Raw genomic sequence first — 19579 nt, 5'->3', positions numbered from 1 at the left:
CCACGGCCGGTGGCGGTCCCGTTGGCGGCGGCGCAACGACGGATGTGGTTCCTCAACCAGTTCGACACCGCTTCGGCGGCATACAACATCTGCCTCGCGGCCCGGTTGACAGGCCGGCTGAATGTCGCTGCGTTGCGGGCGGCACTACTCGATGTGGTGTCCCGGCACGAGCCACTGCGCACGGTGTATCCCGCCGTCGACGGCGAGCCGTGCCAGGTCGTGCAGGACGTTGCGGCTGTCGCCAGGGACCTGGTGCCGGATCCGGAGCCGGTCGCCGACGAAGCGGAACTGGCCGACCGGATCCGGCAGGCCGTCGGGACGGGTTTCGATGTCGCGGAATCGGCGCCCGTGCGGACACGGCTGTATCGCACCGGCGCGGACGAGCATGTGATCGTGCTCGTGGTCCATCACATCGCCGCCGACGGCTCGTCGATGGCGCCGCTGGCGCGCGATGTCTTCGCCGCCTACGAAGCGCGTGTGAACGGCGAAGCGCCGCAATGGGAACCACTGGACGTCCAGTACGCCGACTACGCGTTGTGGCAGCGCGAGATGCTCGGCGCCGAGGACGATCCGGCGTCGCCGATCGCGCGGCAGATCGCCTACTGGACCGAGGTTCTCGACGATGCCCCGGAACTGCTCGAACTGCCGACCGATCGGCCACGGCCCGCCACCATGTCGATGGCCGGTGGCCGCATTCCCTTCGCGATCTCGGCGGGGCTGCACGACGACATCGTGCGGCTGGCACACCGTGAGGGCGTCACCGTGTTCGTCGTGCTGCACACGGCGTTGGCGATCCTGTTGGCGCGCACCGCGCACAGCGAGGACGTCGCGGTCGGCACCCCTGTCGCCGGTCGAGGCAACCAGGCGCTGGACGATCTGGTCGGCATGTTCGTCAACACCGTGGTGTTGCGCACGCGTGTCCGCGAGAACCGGTCGTTCCGTGAACTTCTGGCGGAGGTGCGCGACGTGGACCTCGAGGCGCTCGCGCACGCCGATGTGCCCTACGAACGGCTGGTCGATGTCCTCGACCGTCCCCGATCGACGGCGTACACGCCGCTGTATCAGGTGATGTTCGGGTTGCAGAACATGCGTGCGGCCCGGTTCGAGCTGCCCGGTATCGATGTCGAACTGCTCGACCCCGGACTGGCGCAGGCCAAAACCGACCTCACCGTGCTGGTGACCGAACACGTCGACGGCCAGCGGCCTGCCGGAATCGATGGCGAGATCACCTATGCGACAGACCTGTTCGTCGCATCGACCGCGGAATCGCTCGCCGAGAGGTTCGTGCGGGTTCTCGAAGCGGTCGCCGCCGATCCGGCGCGCGCGGTGGGCGAGATCGATCTGCTCGGTGCCATCGAGGCCGAACGGCTGGTCCCGGCACGTGGTGGTGAGACCACGTCGCCGTGCCTGCTGCCCGAACTCCTCGCCGCGGCCGTGGCAGCGGATCCGGCGGCGATCGCCCTGATCGGGGAGACCGAGACCCTCACCTACGGCGAGCTCGATCGCCGGGCAGGCCGGCTCGCCGTGCACCTGCTCGCCCGAGGGGTCGGACCGGGGGTGTTCACCGCGCTGGCCGTGCCGAGGTCGGTCGGCTACCACGTCGCCATGTGGGCGATAGCGAAGACCGGTGCCACGTTCGTCCCCGTGGATCTGCGATATCCCGTGGAGCGGATCGCGCACATGGTGAACGATTCCGGGGTCACCGTGGGGATCACCGTTGCGGCCGTGCACGAGTCGCTTCCGGGAGATGTCGAATGGGTGGTGCTCGACGACTCCGATGCGGCCGCCGAAATCGCTGCACAGCCGGGCCGGGCTGTCACGGATGCGGATCGCGCACGGGCACTGCAGATTCGGGACGCGGCGTATCTGGTCTACACGTCCGGTTCGACCGGAACACCGAAAGGTGTCGTGGTGACCCACGAGGGCTTGGCCGGATTCGCGGCCGAGCAGCGGGCGCGCTATCGCGTGGACGCCACGTCGCGTGTCCTGCAAGTGGCGGCGCCCGCCTTCGACGCGGTGCTGCTCGAAGCCTTGATGGCGTGCGCGGCAGGCGCTTGCCTGGTCGTGTCGCCGCCGGAGGTGTTCGGCGGCCCGGATCTGGCCGCACTGGTCCGCGCGCACCGGGTGACGCACGCGTTCCTGACACCCAGCGTGCTGGCGACGGTGTCACCCGCGGACTTCGCGTCGGTGCGGATGCTGGCGGTCGGCGGCGAGATGGTGTCGGCGGACCTGATCGCAACCTGGGCGCCGGGGCGGCAATTGCACAACATCTACGGCCCGACGGAGACGACGATCGTCGTCACGATCAGCGATCCGGTACAGCCGTCCGATGTGATCACCATCGGTGGCCCGATCCGTGGTGTCGAGGCGGTGGTGTTGGACGCGCGGTTGCGTCCCGTGCCCGTCGGGGTGACCGGGGAGCTGTACCTTTCCGGCGCCGCATTGGCGCGCGGCTACCTGAATCGCCCTGCCGCGACAGCGGGTGCGTTCGTCGCGAATCCGTACGGTGAGCCGGGGTCGCGGATGTATCGCACCGGCGATACCGTTCGCTGGACCGCGCAGGGCGCGCTGGAATACGTCGGCCGCATCGACTTCCAGGTCAAGATTCGTGGCCAGCGCATCGAACTCGGCGAGATCGACGCCGCGCTGCTCTCGCATCCGCGGGTGGCCGCTGCTGTCACCGTGAGCAGAACGAGGCCCGGTGGGCGACCGATGCTCGCCGCATACATCGTGGCGGAACCCGCGGCGGTCGTCGAGCCGAGCGCTGTGCTGGAGCACGTCGCTGCCGTATTGCCTGCCTACATGGTGCCGTCGACGATCACCGTGCTCGACCACATGCCGCTCGCCTCGACCGGCAAGGTGGACCGGAAAGCGTTGCCGGAACCCGTTTTCGAGGTCGATGACGACGATGCCGTCGCCGCGGCGACCGACCTGGAACGCACCATCGCCGCCGCCTTCGCCGACGTGCTCGGCATCGGGTCGGTGGGCGCGACGACCTCGTTCTTCGCGCTCGGCGGTGACTCCATCATGTCGATCCAGCTGGCATCGCGGCTGAAGACAGCGGGTGTCATCGTGACGGCCCGGGACATCTTCGAGCGCAAGACCGTTCGGGGGCTCGCGCAGGTGGCCGAGGCCGCGGAACGGGTGTCGCTCGCGGAGCTGCCCGGCGGTGGCGTGGGCGAAATCCCCTTCACGCCGATCGTGTCCTGGTTCGTCGAACGGCTCGGGGCAGCCGATCGGTTCGCGCAGTCGATGCTGACGCGCTTGCCGCGGGACGCACGAGCCGGTGACGTGACCGCGACCGTGCGTGCGGTGCTGGAACAGCACGACATGCTGCGCTCGCGGCTGCGCGAACGGTGCATGGAGGTGCTTCCCGTGGGCGCCGCCGATGCCGCAGGCTCGGTGTTCGTCCGAACCTTCCGTGCGCACGAGGCGCCGGGCAGCGCCGGTTTCACCGCCGTGGTGGAAGCGGCGCTGGCCGAGGCGTCCGACCGGCTCGATCCCGCCGGGGGCCGGATGCTGCAGGTCGCGTGCCTGCTTCCGGAATCGGGCGTCGAGGCCGAGGCCCGTGCCCTCATCGTGATTCATCACCTGGCTGTCGACGGAGTGTCGTGGCGAATCTTGTTGCCCGACTTCGTCACCGCCTGGCAGCAGATCAGCCGGGGACAGGCTGTCGAGTTGCCCGCACAGGGCACATCCATGCGGCGGTGGGCCCACGCGTCGATCGCCGCCGCGGCAGACCGCGGTGGCGAGTTCGAGCTGTGGCAGCGGATGAATGCGGCAGCCGATCCGCTACTCGGGAGTGCGGAATTGGATCCCGCCGTCGACACCCAGGCGACGGTGAGGCATCTGACGGTGTCCATCCCGGCCGCGGTGACCTCGGCATTGCTGGACACGGTGCCGCGCGCCGTGCGCGGCAGCGTCGACGATGCGCTGCTGGCCGGTCTGGCCGTGGCGCTCACCGGTTGGCGCCGGCGCCGCGGCATCACACACCCGGGCGTGAAAGTCCTGGTGGAAGGACACGGCCGCGAAGAGGAGATCGCCGCAGGAGCGGATCTCTCGCGCACCGTGGGCTGGTTCACCACCACGTACCCGGTCGCGCTCGACCTGAGTGGAATCGATGACGCGGACCTGCGCGCGGCAGTGAAGTCCGTCAAAGACCAGCTGCGCGAGATCCCCGACAAGGGCATCGGTTACGGCCTGCTGCGCTATCTGAACACCGACACGGCCGACCGGCTGGCATCAGCGCCCCAGCCGCAGATCAGTTTCAACAATCTCGGCCGCGCCGGCGTCGACCTCACCTCGCTGTCGGATATCGCGTGGGTGCCGACCGGCGAGCAGTTCGATCGGCGGGCCGCCTTCGATCCGGATATGCCTGCCGCAGCGGTGGTCACGATCGACGTGAACATCGTGGACACCGAGGCCGGACCCGAGCTGTCGGCACATGTCGGCTACGCCTCACGGTTGCTCGAACACGACGATGTGGCCGAACTCGTCGGCGGATGGGTCGACGCCGTCACCGAGATCGCCACCCTCGCTGGTGCAGACGACGAATGGGGATTGTCGCGGGCGGATGTTCCACTGGCCGACGTCACGCAGCGCGATCTGGACACGTTCGCCGACCGGTACGGTCGGCTGAGCGAGGTATGGTCGCCGGCGCCGCTGCAGGAAGGTCTGCTGTTCCACGTCGAATTCGCGGCGGGCGAACTCGACGTCTACACGGCGCAATCGGTCCTCGGTCTCACCGGCGTGGTCGACGAGCATCGGCTCGAGCGTGCCGCGAAGGCCTTGCTAGTGCGGCATCCCAACCTGCGGGCCGCGTTCACGCGAACGGCCGACGGCGTTCCCGTGCAGGTTGTTCCGGCCGCTACCACGGTGCGCTGGCGCAGCGTCGAACACTCCGGCAGCACAAGCGAATTGGATGCGCTGATCGAAGCCGAGCGGGCGGTCGTGTTCGATCCCGCCGACCCGCCGCTGCTGCGGTTCCTGCTCGTTGCCGTGGGGCCGCACGACTTCCGGCTGGTGTTGACGGCGCACCACCTTCTGCTGGACGGCTGGTCGTTGCCACTGCTGTGGCGTGAGTTGATCGGCTTGTACGCCGTGGCCGCGCAGCCGGAGCTGCTGCCCCGGGCGACCTCGTACCGCGACTACTTGGAATGGCTGGGCCAGCGAGATCGCGCTACCAGCGTCGAGGTGTGGCGAGACGCGCTGCGAGATGTCAACGAGCCCACGCTGGTTGCTGATCCACAGACGGCGACGACCGCGGACATCCCGATCGATCTGCCCATCGTTCTCGATCGTGCCGCGACGGCAGAGCTGGTGAAGTTCGCGCGGGCACGAGCGGTGACGATGGCGACGATCGTGCAGTTCGCCTGGTCCGTGGTGCTGGGCAATCTGCTCGGTGCCGAACGGGTGGCCTTCGGCAGCACGGTATCCGGCCGTCCCGCCGAACTGCCGGGCGTCGAGTCGACGATCGGTCTGTTCATCAATACGATTCCGGTCGCCGCCGATGTCCGGCGGGATCTGACCATCGAGGACGCGCTGCGTCTGCTCCAGGCGGAGAACACCCGTCTGCTCGACCACCACTACCTCGAACTGTCACAGATCATGCTGGCCGCGGGCAGCAACCAACTGTTCGACACGCTGGTCGTCTTCGAGTCGTATCCGGTCGACAGCAGTGGCCTTGGTGAGGCCGATATCGACGGTATGCGGGTGGACTCGGCGGATGGACGCGACGCGGCGCATTACCCGATCACCGTGCAGGCGCACCACACCGACGAGTTGCACGTCCGGCTCCGCTACCAGCCGGCCCGCGTCGACGACGTGACGGCGGCTGGTCTCGCGGCCCGCGTCGAAACCGTGCTTCGTGCGGTGACGACCGATCCGAGCAGGCGGCTCGGTGCGATCGATCTGTTGTCCGCGGGCGAGCGGTGCGAGCTCGTTCCTGGTTCAGGTGGCAGCGCCGTGGCGCCGTGCCTCATGGCGGAGCTGCTGTCCTCGGGAGTTGCGGTCGATCCCGAGGCAGCGGCCGTTGTTTCCGGTGGGCGCAGCGTGTCCTACGCGGAATTGGATGCCTGGTCCAACCGAGTGGCGCGGCAGTTGATCGCGTGGGGTGTAGGCCCGGGAGATCAGGTCGCGCTGGCGATGCCGCGGTCGGTGGAATTCGTGGCCGGCCTGTGGGCGGTGACCAAAGCGGGCGCGGCGTTCGTGCCCGTCGATTCGCGGTATCCGGCCGAGCGCGTCGCGCTCATGGTGGCGGATGCCGAGGTGCAGGTGGCGGTCACGGTCGAGGCCTCGCGGGACCTGTTGCCCGACACGGTGCGCCCGCTGGTCCTCGATGATCCGGACACCGCGACGTCGATCGCCTCCCGATCGGCGGCCGCCGTGACCGACGCCGAGCGCGTGCGCACACCGTACGTCCGGGATGTGGCCTACGTGATCTACACCTCCGGCTCGACCGGAATGCCGAAGGGTGTCGCGGTCACCCACGAGGGGCTGGCGAGTTTCGCGGCCGCGCAGCGGGACCGGTTCGGTGTGGACAGTGGTGCGCGAGTGCTGCAGGCCGCCGCTCCAGGCTTCGATGCGATGCTCATCGATGTGCTGCTGGCCCACACCGCCGGTGCCGTGCTCGTGGTGCCGCCGGCGGCCGTGTTCGGCGGCGACGAGCTGGCAGAACTGATTCGCGCACAGCGGATTTCGCATGCATTCTTCACGCCGAGTGTGCTGGCGACGATGTCGCCGGCCGGCATGGATTCGCTGCGGGTGCTGATGGCCGGTGGGGAGCCGGTGACACCGGAAACGGTCGCGATGTGGGCGCCGGGCCGGACTCTGTTGAACGGGTACGGCCCGACCGAAACCACGGTCCTGGCGTGTATCAGTGCTGCGCTGCGCCCAGAGGGCGCGGTGACCCTCGGCGGGCCGAGCCGTGGAGTCGAGGCGGTCGTCTTGGATGCGTGGCTACGGCCGGTGCCGGTCGGGGTGGTGGGGGAGTTGTACCTCGCGGGTGTTCAGCTGGCGCGGGGATATGTGAACCGGGCGACGGCCACGGCCGGCTCGTTCGTGGCGAATCCGTTCGGTGCGGCAGGTTCGCGCATGTACCGCACCGGCGACCTGGTCCGCTGGACACCGGAGCACACCCTGGAATATCTCGGACGGCGCGATTTCCAAGTGAAGATCCGCGGTCAGCGCATCGAACTCGGTGAGATCGAAGCTGTTCTGGCCGAGTATCCCGGAATCGAACACGCGGTCGTCATGCTGCGGAAGGACCAGCGCGGCATGGATCGGCTCGTCGGCTACCTCGTCACCGACGAGGACGTGGATCCGAACGGGGTTAAGGCCGCCGCACGGCGGCGATTGCCCGCGCACATGGTGCCCGACGTGTGCACGGTGCTCGCCGAGCTTCCCCTCACGACGACCGGCAAACTCGACCGCTTGGCGCTTCCCGCCCCGGAATTCGCGGACCGCCCGGAATGGGTCGCTCCGAGCACCGACGCCGAGCGGCGCATCGCGGAGGTGTTCGGAAGCGTCTTGAGCGTCGAGAGCGTCGGGGCGACCGACAGCTTCTTCGACCTCGGGGGCGACTCGCTCTCGGCGACACGGGTGACCGCGCAATTGAGCACGGCACTGGGAGTGCGTATCGGGGTCCGAGACCTGTTCGAGAAACCTGTGGTCGCCGAACTCGCCTCCTGCCTGGATACTTTCGACCGCGACTCCCGAGCGCCGCTGACGCCGCGCCTGCGGCCCTCGCTCGTGCCGCTGTCACCGGCGCAGCAGCGCATGTGGTTCCTCAACCAGTTCGACGCCACGGTCGGTGCGTACAACATCCCGCTGGTGATCCGGCTGCGCGGAGAACTCGACATCGATGCGCTGCGGCACGCGTGTGCACTGGTCATCGACCGGCACGAGTCGCTGCGGACCAAGTTCCCGATCGTCGACGGACAGCCGTGTCAGGTTGCCGTCGCCGTCGACGAGGTCGCCTCTCTACCGGCCCCCGTCCGGGTCGACGAGAAGCATGTGGTGGAACGAGCGATCGCCGTAGTCTCGACGGGTTTCGATGTGCGACAGGCACCCCCGTTGCGTATCGAATTGCTCGCCGTCGACGACAGGGACCACGTTCTGGTCATCTGCGTGCACCACATCTGTGCCGACGGCCAGTCGATGATGCCGCTCGCGCGGGATGTGGCACTGGCGTACGAGGCGAGTAGGCAAGGGACAGAACCGATGTGGCCGGTCCTTGCCGTCCAGTACGCGGATTACGCGCTGTGGCAGCGCGAGGTGCTGGGCTCGGCGGACGACCCGGACTCGGTCATGTCCCGGCAGTTGCGATTCTGGAAAGACACCCTCGACGGGTTGCCCGAGCTGCTCCCACTGCCGACCGACCTGCCCCGGCCACCGGTCGCGTCCATGCGTGGCCGCGCCGTCGATTTCGAGCTTCCCGCCGAACTGCACGAACGGATTGTCGCAATCGCGCGCGCCGCGAACGCGACAGTCTTCATGGTCCTGCACGCCGCGTTGACCGTCCTGCTGTCCAGGTTGGCCTGCGTCGACGACATCGCGGTCGGCACCCCGGTGGCCGGCCGTGGCGAGCGTCAGCTCGATGATCTGATCGGCATGTTCGTCAACACGCTGGTTCTGCGGTCACGGGTGCGGACCGGACAGCCGTTCGCCGACTTGCTCGCCGCGACCCGTGACACGGACCTGGCGGCGTTCGCGCATGCGGATGTTCCCTTCGAGCAAGTCGTGGAAGCGATGAATCCGCCCCGGTCGACTGCGCATCTTCCGCTCTACCAGGTGTCGCTCGACGTCCAGAACCTGAGCAAGGCCGCGCTGGAGCTGCCGGGGCTCGGCATCGAGCCGATGGAAGACGGCTTCGAGCAGGCACAGGCCGACCTGAGCATGAAGCTGGTCGAGCAGTTCGGTGACCGAGGCCGTCCGGATGGCATGGCGGGCCGGCTCACCTTCGCTACCGATCTCTTCGCCGAAGAGACGATGACTCGGTTCGCGCACGCCTACGTCCACATTCTGGAGGAGGTGACCGCGAATCCCGCGGGTGCGGTCGGCGATATCGAGATCGTCGATCCGAAGCAGCGCCGCGAATTGCTCGACTCGGCGGGCGAAGACGGCGTCGTGGTCGCCGAGGCGACGCTCGTGGACCTGTTCGCTGCCCGAGTCCTGGCCCAGCCGAATGCGGTCGCGGTCTCCGACGGTGCGTCGCAGGTGACCTATGCGGAACTGGATCGGCAGGCCACCCGGGTCGCCGCTCGGCTGATCGAGCAGGGCGTGGGGCCGGAATCATTGGTGGCAGTGGCGTTGCCGCGCTCGATCGAATTGGTCGTCGGCTTGCTCGCGGTGATGCGAGCGGGCGCCGGGTATCTGCCACTGGATGTGGCGTATCCGCCGGACCGATTGCGGTTCGTGCTCGACGACGCACGTCCGGCCGCCGTGTTGACATCGGCCGAGATGGCATCGGCGGTGCCGGAGTACACCGCGCCGGTGTTGCTCGTCGAGGACGGTCCGGAACCGACAGCAGCGGGCAGCTGCGATCCGGTGGCGCCGAACCTGCGGCCGGACAACGTGGCCTATGTGATCTACACCTCGGGATCGACCGGCCGCCCCAAGGGGGTGACGGTCAGCCATCGCGACGCGGTCACGTTGTTCGCCAACACGGCCGAACGCTTCGACTTCGGCCCGGACGACGTGTGGACGATGTTCCATTCCTACGCCTTCGATTTCGCGGTGTGGGAAATGTGGGGAGCGCTGCTGTCCGGTGGCAGGCTGGTCGTTGTCGACTACCCGACATCCCGGTCGCCGGAGGCGTTCGTCGATCTCGTGGCGCGAGAGCGCGTGACGATGGTGAGCCAGACACCGTCGGCGTTCTACGGGTTCGCCGCAGCAGAGCGCGAGTATCGCGAATCCGGCTGTGCCGCTGGCGAACTCACTGTGCGCTACGTCGTCTTCGGCGGCGAGGCACTGGATGCGTCCCGGTTGACCGGATGGTTTGCGGCGCACGAGCCGGGATCGCCGCGATTGATCAACATGTACGGGATCACCGAGACGACGGTGCACGTCACGTTCACCGAGATCGAGGGGACGGACGTGGCCGGGATCGGGACACCGCTTCCGGGGTTGCGGGTCTATGTGCTCGACGACCGGCTGCGCCCGGTGCCGATCGGCGTCGCCGGAGAGATCTATGTGGCCGGTGGGCAATTGTCGCGGGGCTACCTGGGAGCCCCGGCTCTGACGGCGGGACGATTCGTGGCGAATCCCTTCGACCCGCAGGGTGCCCGGTTGTATCGGTCCGGGGATGTGGGCCGGTGGAGGAGGACCGCCACCGGGCTCGAGTTGAATTACGCCGGACGGGCTGACGCGCAGGTGCAGTTGCGTGGTTACCGCATCGAGCTGGGCGAGGTGGAGTCGGCGCTGCTCCGGCACCGGCATGTGACGCGGGCCGCCGTGGCGGTGCACCGCCACGCCAGCGGTGTCGATCAGTTGATCGGTTACGTCGTCGGCATCGACGGCCGGCAGATCGATCCGGGCCAGGTCCGGGAGGTCGCTGCCGAGATGCTGACGAGCTACATGGTGCCCTCGACGGTGATGGTGCTGCCCGATCTGCCGTTGACCGTCAACGGCAAACTCGATCGAAACGCCTTGCCTGCTCCCGATTTCGAGGTATCGGTGGACGAGTTCGTCGCACCGCGGACACATACCGAGAAGGCGATCAGTGACGTGTACGCGCAGGTCTTGGGCGTCGAGCGGGTCGGGATCTCGGATGGGTTCTTCGACATGGGCGGCAATTCGCTGCTGGCCACGATGGTGGTGACCGAACTGCGCGCTCGCGGTGTGACGATCGCGTTGCCATGGATGTTCGACGATGCGACACCGAAGGCGCTGGCGCACAGGGTCGATGAGGCCGAGGGCGGCTCCGGTCTGGAGGTACTGCTTCCGCTGCGCGCAGGCGGATCGAAGCCTGCCCTGTTCGGCGTGCACCCCGCCGGGGGATTGGCGTGGTTCTACGGCGGCGTGGTCGAACATCTGGACAAGGATCGACCGGTGTACGGCTTGCAGGATCCGCACGTCGTGGCGGGCGAACCACGCGCGAATTCCGTGGACGAATTGGCCGAGCGGTATGTGGCCGAGATTCGCCGGGTACAGCCGAGCGGGCCGTACCACTTGCTCGGCTGGTCGTTGGGCGGGCAGATCGCGCATGCGATGGCGGTGAAGCTTCAGCGCGAGGGTGAACTCGTCGGAACGCTGGCCCTGCTGGATTCCTCCGCCGACGCATCGGATCCGGCGGCAGCTTCGACGATCGCCACCGGGGACGAGCCCGCGCCGGGAGAGTTGATGGCAGACCTGCTCGGCGGTTGGCGGGAACTGTTCGACCTCGGTGACGAGGTGCAGGCGGACACCCAGGAACAAGCGTGGGCAGTCATCCGTGACCAGGTGGTCGGCACGGGGCTGTTCACCGCCGAACAGGCGGACCGGGTAATGGAGAGTTTCGAGACCGCGAACAAGATCGCGGTCGATCACCGGCCAGAAGTTTTCGAAGGAGAGCTGGTCTTCTTCACCGCGGGCAAAGACCGCGTGGACCACGACGCTCTCGTGCGGGCGTGGCGCCCGTACGTCACAGGCGACATTCACCACGAGGTCGTCGACGCACGCCACCTCGAGCTCAGCCACCCGCATGCCATGGCCGTCGTCGGCCCGGTCCTGGAAAGGTCTATGAACGAATACTGATCACGGTCCAGCGGGATCCGACTCGACGTCGGTGTGACGGTCGTCTCGATGAGACGGGCCGTGGCTCGCCGGGCCGCGGACCCGTGCCCGCTCGATATCACCACCCGGTGACCTCACGAGTGGGGATCCGCTTTCTGTGATTTCCAGGCCCTCATTAGCATCTATGCCGCGAATAGATCCAGGAACCCGAGGACGTGTGTTGACTACCGAACAACTTGACCGCTGGAACGCTCAGGAAGCCGCCGCGGAGGCGATGATCCCCATCATCGGCACGTTGTATCGGGAGAAGGGTGTGACGATCCTGCTGCACAGCCGCTCGCTGGTGAACAAGTCGGTGATCAGCATCCTGCGGACGCATCGTTTCGCCAGGCAGATCGAGGGCGAAGAGCTGTCGGTGGACGAGACCCTCCCCTTCCTGCGCGTGCTCAGCGAGCTGGATCTGGGGCCCTGCAAGATCGATCTCGGTCAGTTGGTCATGGCCTATCGTGCCGATGATCGCGGACTGTCGACCCGCGAGTTCACCGCGGCGGCCCTGGCCGACGTGACCGACGGCAACAAGGCGCAATCGCCGGGCCCCAGGGATGTGGTTCTCTACGGCTTCGGCCGCATCGGCCGTCTGGTCGCTCGGCTGCTCATCGAGAAGGCCGGATCCGGCAACGGGTTGAACGTGCGCGCCGTGGTGGTGCGCAAGGGCGGCGAGGGCGATCTGGTCAAGCGCGCGTCGCTGCTGCGCAGGGACTCGGTGCACGGCCAGTTCAACGGCACGATCAAGGTCGATACCGACAACGACACGATCATCGCCAACGGCAATGTCATCAAGTTCATCTACTGCAACGATCCGACCACGATCGACTACACCGAGTACGGGATCGACAATGCGATCCTGATCGACAACACCGGCAAGTGGCGGGATCGCGACGGCCTGTCGCAGCACCTGCGCCCCGGCATCGCCAAGGTCGTTCTGACCGCGCCGGGCAAGGGCGACGTCCCGAATATCGTGCACGGTGTCAACCACCGCGATCTGGACCTGTCGCAGCAGATCTTCTCGTGCGCCTCCTGCACGACCAATGCGATCGTGCCGCCGCTCAAGGCCATGGACGACGAGTACGGCATCGTCCGCGGTCACGTGGAGACGGTGCACTCGTTCACCAACGACCAGAATCTGCTGGACAACTACCACAAGGCGGACCGTCGCGGCCGCTCCGCGCCGTTCAATCTGGTGCTCACCGAAACCGGTGCCGCGTCCGCGGTCGCCAAGGCCATGCCGGATTTCAAGGCCAAGATCACCGGCAACTCGATTCGCGTCCCCACCCCGGATGTGTCGGTCGCGATTCTGAACCTCCAGCTCGAGCGGGAGGCTTCGAAGGCCGAGGTGCTCGCGTACCTGCGTCAGGTCTCGCTGGCCGGGCCGCTGAGCCGCAATCTCGACTACACCGCCGCCACGGACGTGGTTTCCAGCGATTTCATCGGATCGCGTGCCGCGGCGATCATCGATGCCAACGCCACGATCATCGAGGGTGACACCGCGATTCTGTACGTCTGGTACGACAACGAGTTCGGCTACTCGTGCCAGGTGGTGCGGACGGTGCAGTACATCTCGGGCATCGAGTACCCGACCTACCCGCAGATCGCCGGTCAGCTGGACCCTGTCGCCGACGCTCGCGTGCTGACCGCGTCCGACGCTCGATAACTCGCCGCTGCCGCACGCTCGGCCGAGGTGCCGGTCGGTACCCGAGCGTGCGGCAATGGTGCACCGCGCCGACGGCTCCGCGGTGCACGCGCCGTCAGCGCATACCCGGATCGGTTCCTCGACAGTCGTAGCGGCGATCCGATGGGTCGGTTCTGTGCCGCACTGCGAGAAAACGCGTCGCACATGGCTTTTCCGTCAGTGTGCTCGTAAGGGATTGTCGGCGTTCGGGGGGTCGAGCTCGTTCGAAACGGTGCACGCGGACAACGACTGTTCTGGAGTACCGGCGTGCCGTGGCGGCACTGCTGCGGACGGAAGCCAGTCTCTGCGTGAGGGTTCGCGGGCTGCCCTTCGTGCGCCCGGTCGGCCGATCTGCCGGGTGGCCGTCGCCGACGGCTACGACGCCGGGATCGGTTCCACCGGGCTTACCACCCGTTCGCAACTGTGACTTGCATCACGTTTTGATAGCAGTTGTCCCATCTGCACCATAAAACTTTCCATGCGCTTTGCGAAGTCTTTACCATCGAGCTGACCTGTGCGCCACGAGGTCGCCGCTTCACCGAAGTGCCGCTCGACCCGCTCGCTCCACGGCTCCACCAAGCTTCGCCCGCCGCTCGCTTTCGATGCCAGTGCATGTCCCCCGATGAACCGGATCGGCTGCCGCCGAGACGGCGAAGGAGAACTATGTCGACCGACACCGATCCCGCACCACGGACGTCGCCGCTCGCCCGCATTCTGCACCACGATGTCCCCGCATCCGTCGTGGTTTTCCTTGTCGCCCTTCCCCTTTCGCTAGGCATCGCGGTCGCCTCCGGCGCGCCGGTCGCGGCGGGCCTGATCGCCGCGGTGGTCGGCGGCGTGGTAGCCGGACTGCTCGGCGGCTCGGCGGTCCAGGTCAGCGGGCCGACCGCGAGCCTCACCGTGGTGGTCGCCGAGAGCGTGCACCATTTCGGCTGGGCGGCAACCTGTTTCATCACGGTCGGGGCCGGTGTGTTGCAGATCCTGTTCGGGCTCAGTCGGATTGCGCGCGGCGCGCTCGCCATCGCGCCGGTGGTGGTGCACGCGATGCTGGCGGGCATCGGGGTGATCATCGCGCTGCAACAGGTGCACGTGCTGCTGGGCGGTGCGTCGCTGAGTTCGCCGTTCCAGAGCCTCATCCAGCTGCCGCACCAGCTGATGTCGGTGCATCGTTGCGACCTGTGCGTCGGCCTGGTGGTGATCGCGATCCTGATCGCCTGGCGCTTCCTGCCGCGCGGGGTGCGCACGGTGCCCGGCCCGCTGATCGCGGTGGTGGCGGCGACGGTGCTTTCGCTGCTGCTGCCTTCCGACGTCGAACGAATCGTGTTGAGCGGCTCGCTGTTCGACGCCGTCGGCCTGCCCGCGATCCCCGCGGGCGGCTGGTTCGCGGTGACCGTCACGATGATCACGATCGCGCTGATCGCCAGCGTCGAGACCTTGCTCTCGGCGGTGGCGGTGGACAAGATCCGGCCGGGCAACCGGACCGACCTCGATCGCGAACTGATCGGGCAGGGCGCGGCGAACATGACCTCCGGCCTGCTCGGCGGCCTGCCCATTGCCGCGGTGATCGTGCGCAGCATCACCAATGCCAACGCGGGCGCCCAGACCAGGGCGGCGACCGTCCTGCACGGACTCTGGGTGCTGGTCTTCGCGGTGGCGCTGGCCGGGCTCGTGCAGCAGGTTCCCAAGGCGGCGCTGGCCGGGTTGCTCATCCTGATCGGCGTGCAACTGGTCAAGCTGGCGCACATCCGGCTCGCCATGCGCAACGGAGACCTGGCCGTCTACCTGGCGACGGTGCTCGGCGTGGTGTTCCTGAATCTGTTGCAGGGCATGGCGATCGGCCTCGCGCTGTCGGTCGCGCTGCTGCTGTGGCGGGTGGTCCGGGTGACGATCGTGGCCGAGCCGGTGGCGCACGCGCGGCGCTGGGTGGTCACCATCGACGGCACCTGCACCTTCCTCGCACTCCCGAAGCTCACCGCGGAGCTGGCCAAGGTGCCCGCGGGCGTCCCTGTGACGGTCGAGATGACGGTCGACTTCCTCGACCACGCCTCCTACGAGCTGATCACCGACTGGGCGCGGCAGCGTGAAGAGCACGGCGCCGCAGTGGATTTCGCCGAGATCGGCGCCGCGCGGATGGCGGCGGTGGTGCACGGCCCGCCCGAACGCGGGCACGCGCGCAAGGTGCTCGAGGAGGTGATCGGTCCGTGGCGGCGCACCGGCAGCCGGGTGGATCGGATCGCCGCGGGCATCGCCGCTTACCACCGCGGGCACGCACACCTCATGCGTCCGCACCTGGACGGCCTGCGCAACCGCCACGTCGCGGACTCGTTCTTCCTGACCTGCGCCGATGCCAGGATCGTGCCCAACGTCATCACCAACAGCGGCCCCGGCGACCTGTTCACCGTCCGCAATGTGGGCAATCTGGCGCCGGTCGGCGGCAGCGACGTCTCGGTCGAGGCCGCGCTGGTCTACGCGCTCGAGCAGCTGGACGTGCGCGCGGTGGTGGTGTGCGGGCACTCCGGATGCGGCGCGATGGAGGCGCTGCACCGGGAGGTGCAGGCCGGTCCCGGCCTGGGGGATTGGCTGGCGCACGCCAGGCCCGCGCTGGAGCGTTTCCGGTTCGGGCATCCGGTCGCCGAGGCCGCGGCGCTGGCCGGGTTCGGCGAGGTCGATCAGCTGGGCATGGTGAACGTGGCGGTGCAGCTGGAGACGCTGTGCGCCTATCCCGCCGTGCGCCGCGGGATCGAGGAACGCGGGGTGGCGGTGTCGGGCCTGTTCTTCGATATCGCGACCGCGCGGGTCATCGAGGTGCGGGTGGATGGCATCGCGGAGTTCGACGATGTGGGCAGTCACGCAGCGGCCGAGCCCGTATGAGCCCGCGGCGAGATCGGGTCACGAACGGAAGGGGTTGTGCCACGGCGCATTTGGACAAGTTGTGAACGATTTCACATCGAAATCACGGTATGGAAAGTGACACTTCCACCGCAGTTCTCAGGCTTTGCTAAGTCTTTACTAATACCCTTGAACGGGTTTACATCTCGGCCCAGTGCCGCGTCGGGAACTGCTTCACCGCGAGATGCCGGTTCGCGGTCTATTGCCCTGCTGGACATGTTGATCGTCAACCGACCTCGACGCCGCGGCGTCGAGTCGGCGAAGGAGAAGTCATGGCTGTCGAGAGCGATCTGGCTCCACCGTTGTCCCCACCAGTGCCGGGCCCGGGCCCGGGCACTCTGTCCGATCGTCTGACATCCGTTCTACGCCACGATCTGCCCGCGTCGATCGTGGTCTTCCTGGTTGCGCTGCCGCTCTCGCTCGGCATCGCCCTCGCCTCCGGCGCGCCCGTCGCCGCGGGCCTCATCGCCGCCGTGATCGGCGGCATCGTCGCGGGCACCCTCGGCGGCTCGGTTCTGCAGGTCAGCGGTCCGGCCGCGGGCCTGACCGTTGTCGTCGCGGAATCCATCGACAAGTTCGGCTGGCGGGTCACCTGCTTCATCGTGGTCGCCGCGGGCGTGCTGCAGATCCTCTTCGGGCTCAGCCGCATCGCGCGCGCCGCACTCGCGGTCGCGCCCGTCGTGGTGCACGCGATGCTCGCGGGCATCGGTGTCACCATCGCGCTGCAGCAGGTTCACGTGCTGCTCGGCGGATCGTCGCACAGCTCGGCCTGGAACAACATCGTCGAGCTGCCCAGCCAGCTGATGTCGCTGCACGGCGGTGACGCGCTGGTCGGTGCCGTGGTGATCGCTGTGATGCTCGGCTGGAAGTACACGCCGGAGAAGATCCAGGTCGTGCCGGGTCCGCTGGTCGCGGTGTTCATCGGCACGGTGCTATCGATGGTGCTACCCACCGAGGTGGAGCGCATCGTCCTCGACGGCTCGCTGTTCGACGCCATCGGGTTGCCGGAGATCCCGGACGGCGGCTGGTCCGCGGTCGCGATCATGGTGCTCACCATCGCGCTCATCGCCAGCGTGGAGAGCCTGCTCTCCGCCGTCGCGGTCGACAAGATGCACACCGGCCGCCGCACCAATTTCGACAGGGAGCTGATCGGTCAGGGATCGGCCAACGTGCTGTCCGGCATGCTGGGCGGTCTGCCGGTCACCGGCGTGATCGTGCGCAGCGCCACCAACGTCCACGCGGGCGCACGCAGCCGCGCCTCGGCGATCATGCACGGCGTCTGGGTCCTGCTGTTCTCGGTGGCGCTGGCCGCCCTCGTGCAGCAGATTCCGAAGGCCGCGCTGGCCGGTCTGCTGATCGTGATCGGCATCCAGCTGGTCAAGCTCGCCCACATCAAGCTGGCCCGGCGCACCGGCGACCTGCTGGTCTACGCGGCGACGATCCTCGGCGTGGTCTTCCTGAACCTGCTCGAGGGCGTGATGATCGGACTCGCGCTGGCCTTCGGCCTGCTGCTGTGGCGGGTGGTGCGGGTGGCGATCACCGCCAAGCAGATCCCGCAGTCGCAGCGCTGGCTGGTCACCATCGACGGTTCCTGCACCTTCCTCGCGTTGCCGAAGCTGTCCGCCGAGCTGGCCAAGGTGCCCGCGGGTACCGACGTGACGGTCGAGATGACCGTCGACTTCCTGGACCACGCCGCGTTCGAGGCCATCGAGGAGTGGGTGCGCCAGCAGGAGCACGGCGGAGGCAGCGTCGAGTTCGTGGAGATCGGCACCGCGCGGATGGCCGACGCGCTGACCGGGCCGCCTTCGCGCGGTTTCGGTCGTGCGGTGTTCGACGAGGTTCTCGGCCCGTGGCGTCGCGAGGACAAGCACGCCAACCCGCTCGCGGCGGGCGTGGCGGCCTTCCACCGCAGCCACGCGCACGTGGTGCGGCCGCACCTGGACGGGCTCGCCGACCAACAGGATCCGGACTCCTTCTTCCTGACTTGCTCCGACTCGCGCATCGTGCCCAACGTCATCACCAACAGCGGGCCCGGTGACCTGTTCACCGTCCGCAACGTCGGCAACCTGGTGCCGGAAGCGGGTGACGCCTCGGTGGAGGCGGCGCTGCTGTTCGCGCTCGAGGAGCTGAACGTGCGCTCGGTGGTCGTCTGCGGCCACTCGTCCTGTGGCGCCATGAAGGCGCTGTACTCCGGCGCCGACACCGGCCCCGGCATCGGACCGTGGCTGGCGCACGCGCACCCCAGCCTGGACCAGTTCCGTGGCGGTCATCCGGTGGCCGAGGCGGCCCGTTCCGCGGGCTACGGCGAGGTGGACCAGCTGAGCATGGTGAACGTGGCGCTGCAGCTGGAGACGCTGCACCGGCACCCGGCGGTGCGCAGGGCCGTGCTCGAGCGCGGCGTGCGGGTCTCGGGTCTGTTCTTCGACATCGCCAACGCGCGGGTCATCGAGGTGACGATCGAGGGACTGGCCCACATCGACGACGCGGACGACCGCGCCGTGCCCGAACTGGTCTGATCGAAACGCGGGGACGACCCGCGGGAACCTCGGTTCCCGCGGGTTTTCTCTGTGTTTGCCAGCAGGTGAGCGCGATTCCGCACTCCCGGCTTTCTCGTACGCTGGCTGATGTGAGTGCCGAGCTGGACCAGAGACCGACCGACGAGCCGGCCGACGAGCCGACCGGGTGGCATGCCTTCCGCACCGGAGTGGCCACCCGGCCTACGCTGAACCTCGCCTACCGGATCGGTGTGGCGGTGATCGGCGTTCTGGTGCTGACACTCGGCATCCTGGCGATTCCGTATCCCGGTCCGGGCTGGGCGATCGTGTTCGCCGGACTCGGCATCCTCGCCACCGAATTCGCCTGGGCGCGCCGGGCGCTGACCTGGCTGCGGGACCGGTATCGGCAGGGTATGGCCTGGTACTCCTCGCGAGGCGTGGCCATGCGGACGACCGCTGCGGTAGCTACCGTATTGCTGGTTGTTGCGACGCTCTGGGTTCTCGGCACGTACGCGTTGGTCGGTGGCTGGATCGGAGTCGAATCGGAATGGTTGCGCAGTCCCCTGGCGTGGTGAGCACGGTCCCTGGCACGACCCTCACGCGGCCGGAATGGCTGACCGCGCGGATCGCGGAGATGGGCAAGTCCTGGGGCACCTCCTCGCCGCGCATTGCGGGCACGCTGTGGTGGTGCATGGTCGCCTCCGCGCTCGTGGAGCCGCTGGCGCGCGCCGCGGCGACCGGGCAGCTGCCGCCC

Annotated in this window: 5 protein-coding genes and 1 pseudogene; all 6 read left to right on the top strand. The window is 68.0% G+C overall.

Annotated elements, in window-relative coordinates; translation table 11 throughout:
- Positions 1–21 precede the first annotated feature (21 nt).
- Complete coding sequence (locus tag NL1_RS22655) at positions 22–11733, top strand: non-ribosomal peptide synthetase (protein WP_218024474.1); 11712 nt, start codon at positions 22–24, stop codon at positions 11731–11733.
- Positions 11734–11896: 163 nt separating this feature from the next.
- Positions 11897–13423, top strand: coding sequence for a glyceraldehyde-3-phosphate dehydrogenase (locus NL1_RS22650; RefSeq protein ID WP_373862582.1), 1527 nt, complete (start codon positions 11897–11899; stop codon positions 13421–13423).
- A gap of 681 nt (positions 13424–14104) precedes the next feature.
- Positions 14105–16312: a SulP family inorganic anion transporter gene (locus tag NL1_RS22645; protein ID WP_067842758.1), complete on the top strand. Its 2208-nt coding sequence runs from the start codon at positions 14105–14107 to the stop codon at positions 16310–16312.
- 290 nt (positions 16313–16602) lie between these two features.
- Positions 16603–18846 (top strand): SulP family inorganic anion transporter, encoded by a 2244-nt coding sequence (locus NL1_RS22640; RefSeq protein ID WP_067842755.1) that lies wholly within the window; start codon positions 16603–16605, stop codon positions 18844–18846.
- 110 nt (positions 18847–18956) lie between these two features.
- On the top strand, positions 18957–19400 hold the full coding sequence (locus NL1_RS22635; protein ID WP_084510867.1) for a TIGR02611 family protein: 444 nt from the start codon (positions 18957–18959) through the stop codon (positions 19398–19400).
- A pseudogene (locus NL1_RS37795) lies at positions 19397–19579 on the top strand ((2Fe-2S)-binding protein); the annotation flags it as partial. The gene NL1_RS22635 and the pseudogene NL1_RS37795, both read left to right, overlap by 4 nt.

The sequence above is a fragment of the Nocardia lijiangensis NBRC 108240 genome (genome assembly GCF_001613045.1).
GTDB classification, from domain to species: Bacteria; Actinomycetota; Actinomycetes; order Mycobacteriales; family Mycobacteriaceae; genus Nocardia; species Nocardia lijiangensis.
This window is presented reverse-complemented; position numbering and strand designations above follow the sequence as displayed.

Bases quoted from the DNA above. Each gene is read 5' to 3' on its own strand.
- NL1_RS22650 (WP_373862582.1), top strand. From the start codon at position 11,897: ATGCCGCGAATAGATCCAGGAACCCGAGGACGTGTGTTGACTACCGAA.
- NL1_RS22640 (WP_067842755.1), top strand. From the start codon at position 16,603: ATGGCTGTCGAGAGCGATCTGGCTCCACCGTTGTCCCCACCAGTGCCG.
- NL1_RS22645 (WP_067842758.1), top strand. From the start codon at position 14,105: ATGTCGACCGACACCGATCCCGCACCACGGACGTCGCCGCTCGCCCGC.